The organism is Herbaspirillum sp. B65 (genome assembly GCF_000333555.1).
GTDB lineage: Bacteria > Pseudomonadota > Gammaproteobacteria > Burkholderiales > Burkholderiaceae_D > Herbaspirillum > Herbaspirillum rubrisubalbicans.
Genome location: NZ_BADI01000601.1, coordinates 1 through 4,368 on the forward strand (window position 1 = coordinate 1; position 4,368 = coordinate 4,368).

Genomic DNA, 4,368 nt, shown 5'->3' on the forward strand with positions numbered 1-4,368 from the left:
GATGGCCTGGGTGAATTGGTGATATGCGCCGAGAAGCCGAAGGCGGCCGAGCTGACCAGCTTGAAGAGCTGGTACGACAAGGCCGGGTCTTGCTTGAGCAAAGATTCCAGCGCGTTGGCATCGGCGTCGCGCGCCACCAACTCCAGCAACTTCAGCAGGCGGGCACGGGAAATCGAATTCTTCTGCGACAGGCGACTATCTGGATGCAGGGCGTAGTCGCCCGAGAACCAGCGGAAACCCTCCACCCGGCAGGCATCGAACTGCACCGCATCGCCCACGTTCTCGGCCAGGTGCGGCCCACGCAGGCGGTGCAGCCACTGGGTGGTTTCCGGCACGTGGCCCATGCTCACGTCCAGCGCCATCGATTCGACAAAGGGGAACACACTGGCGCCCTGCGCCGGCAAGCCATCGGCGATGATGGCAAAGCCGCGGCTGTAGAGCCAGTCCAGCGCATCGATCTTGCCCGGATCGACGCAGTGCTCCACCGGCACCCGCAAGGCGAGCTGCCCTTGCGGGATCTCCTGAGCGAACTCGGGCGCGAAGATGGCCGGATCGCGCACCGGAATGATGCAATTCAAGCCACCCAGCGCATCAAGCAGGTCGAATTCATTGAAGAGCCTGGACAGCAGCGCACTGCCATCCTCGACGGCGGGCGAAATATGCAAAGACAGCGCGGTCCAGACGTGGTGAACGTCGGCGACGGGCTGCAAAAACACGAGTGGGAATGGAACGCTTTTATCCTGAACAGCCATATTTTTATCGTGGCGCACCCCGTTAGTCTGCCGGAATGCCCTATCACATTGAAAAACTGTAAAGAAGTTTCCCAGCAGAATACTTAATTAAAATTAAATTTTTTCTAAATATACCTGATAAAAGCAAGCTTGCAACATGGCTTTACATTGACAGGAAAATTTCCTGCAAATCATTCAAAAAGCGGCGGCCCAGTTCGGTAGGCCGGATCAGTGCATGATCGCGATACAACATGCCCTTTTGCTCGGCCAGGTTCAGTTGCTGCTCGATCTGGTTCAGGCTCATGCCGGTACGTTCGGCAAACAGATTGGGGGGGAAGCCTTCGGTCAGGCGCAGGGCATTGAGCATGAACTCGAAGCCCAGTGCATCGCGGCCGATCTCGCCCTCTTCCTGGATGGGGCTGCCGACCCGGGCATGATCCAGGTAGGCCTGCGGATGCTTGTAGCGCATCTGGCGCACGATGCGGTGCGGGAAGGACAGCTTGGAATGGGCGCCGGCACCGATGCCCAGGTAGTCGCCGAATTGCCAATAGTTCAGGTTATGCCGGGCGCGCCGCTTGGGCTGGGCGTAGGCCGAGACTTCATAGTTGGCATAGCCGGCCGACGTGGTCAGTTCGGCGATCATGTCCTGCATATCGGCACTGGCATCCTCATCCGGTACCGGTGGCGGATACTTGGCGAAGAGCGTATTGGGCTCCAGCGTCAGGTGGTACAGCGATAGATGCGGCGGTGCAAAGGCGATGGCAGTGCTGATGTCGGCCTGGGCCTCGGCCAGCGTCTGCTGGGGCAGCGCATACATCAGGTCGAGATTGAAATTGTCGAAGTTGGCGTGGGCGATCTCCACTGCCTTGCGGGCCTGGTCGCCATCGTGGATACGGCCCAGGGCGTGCAGATGCTGGCTGTTGAAGCTCTGGATACCGATGGACAGGCGGTTGATGCCGCTGTCCCGGTAAGACCTGAACTTGTCGGCCTCGAAGGTGCCGGGGTTGGCTTCCATCGTGATTTCGATGTCGCTGTCGAAGGGCAGCAAGGTGCGCAGGTCCGACAGCAGACGGTCCAGGCCGGCCGCCGAGAGCAGACTGGGCGTGCCGCCGCCGATGAAGATGGTGTGGATCTTGCGACCCCAGATCAGCGGCAGCGATTGCTCCAGATCACTACGCAAGGCGGCCAAGTAGTCGTCCTCCGGGAAGCTGCCTTGACTTCATGCGAATTGAAATCGCAATACGGGCACTTGCGCACGCACCACGGAAAATGCACATACAACGACAAGGGCGGCAAGGCCGTCAGTTGCAGGCTGCCGGGCTTGAGAAAGGCCAGCGCCGCCTGGGCTGGACCTGCCGCTGCCTGGGTGGCGGGCAGTTCGGCCATCGCTGGGTTGATCGGTTTGATCGGGATCATTTCAGCTTCTCGACCAGTGCGCGCAGAGCCTGGCCACGATGGGACACGGCATTCTTCTCGGCGGCCGTCAGTTCGGCGGCGGTCTTGCCCAATGCCGGCAGCAGGAAGTGGGGGTCGTAGCCAAAGCCGCCCTCCCCGCGCGCCTGCGCCACGATCTCGCCCTTCCAGAGGCCATCGGCGATGACCGGTTGCGGGTCCTCGGCATGACGCACATAGACCAGCACGCAATAGTAATAGGCCGACTTGTCGGCGTGCGCGGCCAGCTCGGCGACCAGCTTGGCATTGTTGTTGGCGTCCGACTTGGGTTCGCCGGCATAGCGCGCCGAATACACGCCCGGCGCACCGCCCAGGGCATTGACGCAGACCCCCGAATCATCGGCCAGCGCCGGCAGGCCGGTCAGGCGGGCGGCATGACGGGCCTTGGCCAGGGCGTTCTCGACGAAGGTGGCGAAGGGTTCTTCCGCCTCGGGGACATTGAACTCGCCCTGCGGGCGCACGTCCAGCCCGATGTCGCCCAGCAGGCTGGCGAATTCCTTCAGTTTGCCGGCGTTGTTGGACGCCATCACGATCTTTTGCTTGGGTTGCATGTGTGCTCAAAATTCAGTTGCAAAGGGCGTAGCGCGCGCCGCCACAATAAAAAACGCCATGTCGGTGCGGCACATGGCGTTTTTGTTCATATCGCTTCTGAGCCGCATTGTACGGCCATTTGCGCCGCCGCGTCGCTGCGACTTACCAAGAACCGTTACATTGCTCCCTCGCTCTCGCTGGACCTCGGTGCGCGCACCGACTTCACGATCCTCACCAGCTATCAGGAACGCGGCTACGTGCGCCAGCAGGGCCTGCCCCTGTCGGGTTCGATCCGGCCCAACATCAACGGCGCCCTGCCGCGCAGCCTGTTCATCGGCGAACCCGCTGCCCGCCCCTATTCGGCCAATGAGACCCGCATCGGCTACGCCCTCACCCATCGCTTCGACGATGGCTGGACCCTCAACCACAATCTGCGCTACCAGCAGTTCCAGATGAGTGGCCAGGTGGTGGCCAACAATGCCTTGAGCAGTACCGGTCGCAACCTCACCCGCAACAGCACCGACCAGACTTTCGAGGGCCAGACTTTCAGCGTCGATACCAATGTCCAGCGCAGCTTCAACACCGACTTCGGCAAGCACGAGATCACGCTGGGCAGCGACTATCTCAATTCACGCGAAGACAACCGCTCCTATACCTGCGGCATGACCGCGCTCAACGTCTATCAACCGGTCTATGGCGCACGCCTGAACTGTCCCGCCCGGCCCACCACCCTGACCTCGACCACCGTGCGCGATACCGGCCTGTATGCCCGCGACAAGATCACGCTCGACCAGCGCTGGCAGTTGCTCACCGGACTGCGCTACGACCGCGCCTCCACCTATGCCACCAACCAGAGCAACGGCGTGCATACCGACAACCCGAGCAGCGCCACCACCGGCTCGGCGGCCTTGATGTATGAGCTGTTGCAGGGCGTGCGTCCCTACATCAGCTACGCCACCTCGTTCTACCCCAATAGCGGCACCGATATCGGTGGCAACACCTTCAAGCCCGAGACCGGCAAGCAATGGGAAGCCGGTGTGAAGTTCGATCTCGATGAAGGCCGCACCAACCTCAACGTCGCCGTCTTCGACCTGCGTCGTCGCAACGTACTGGTGAGCGATCCCAACAACATCGGCTTCAACATCGCAGTGGGCGAACAGCGTTCACAAGGTGGCGAGATCAGCGTGAGCTCAGACTTGCGCAATGGCGTCAGTCTCAACGCCGGTTATTCCTACACCGCTGCCATCGTCACCGATGACGGTGGCCAGCGCAGCACCACGGTAGGCCAGTGGCTCAACAACGTGCCGCGCCACAGCTTCACCAGCAGCGCCCGCTATCGCTTCAAGGGCGAGTTGAAGCCGGGGTCGATGGACTGATCCTGGTGGCCGCCGGGGCGGGTGGTCATGCGGGAACGCTCTCGCCCTTCGCGCTGGTGGGCGAGGTGCGCAAGATGTTCAAGGGGCCGCTGGTGCTGTCCGGGGCCATCGCCACGGGCGATGCCGTGCTGGCGGCGCAGGCCATGGGCGCGGACTTCGCCTACATGGGCTCGCGCTGGCTGGCGACCCGGGAATCCAACGTGGATGAGGCCTACCGCCAGGCCATCGTGGAGTCGACTGCCGCCGATGTGGTCTACACCAACCTCTTCACCGGCGGC

Annotated in this window: 3 protein-coding genes and 2 pseudogenes; 2 read left to right on the plus strand and 3 right to left on the minus strand. The window is 62.0% G+C overall.

Going from position 1 to position 4,368, the window contains the following annotated elements:
- The 3 genes and pseudogenes from I5W_RS14175 to rdgB all read right to left on the minus strand — a co-directional run.
- A partial coding sequence (locus tag I5W_RS14175) for an HDOD domain-containing protein (protein ID WP_044529714.1) occupies positions 1 to 752 on the minus strand: 752 nt, incomplete at its 3' end.
- A gap of 142 nt (positions 753 to 894) precedes the next feature.
- Positions 895 to 2,147 (minus strand): annotated as a pseudogene (hemW, locus tag I5W_RS14180) (radical SAM family heme chaperone HemW).
- The gene (gene rdgB, locus I5W_RS14185; RefSeq protein ID WP_044529712.1) at positions 2,144 to 2,734 is read right to left on the minus strand and encodes an RdgB/HAM1 family non-canonical purine NTP pyrophosphatase; all 591 of its coding nucleotides are present in this window, start codon (positions 2,732 to 2,734) and stop codon (positions 2,144 to 2,146) included. The pseudogene hemW and the gene rdgB overlap by 4 nt, the downstream one beginning before the upstream one ends.
- A 237-nt stretch (positions 2,735 to 2,971) precedes the next feature.
- Between rdgB and I5W_RS14190 the strand changes: the two genes are divergently transcribed.
- Positions 2,972 to 4,090, plus strand: coding sequence for a TonB-dependent siderophore receptor (locus I5W_RS14190; protein ID WP_252717026.1), 1,119 nt, complete (start codon positions 2,972 to 2,974; stop codon positions 4,088 to 4,090).
- Positions 4,066 to 4,368: pseudogene (locus I5W_RS14195) on the plus strand (NAD(P)H-dependent flavin oxidoreductase); the annotation flags it as partial. The gene I5W_RS14190 and the pseudogene I5W_RS14195, both read left to right, overlap by 25 nt.

Coding starts and splice junctions, on each gene's coding strand:
- rdgB (WP_044529712.1), bottom strand. CDS start 2,734: ATGCAACCCAAGCAAAAGATCGTGATGGCGTCCAACAACGCCGGCAAA.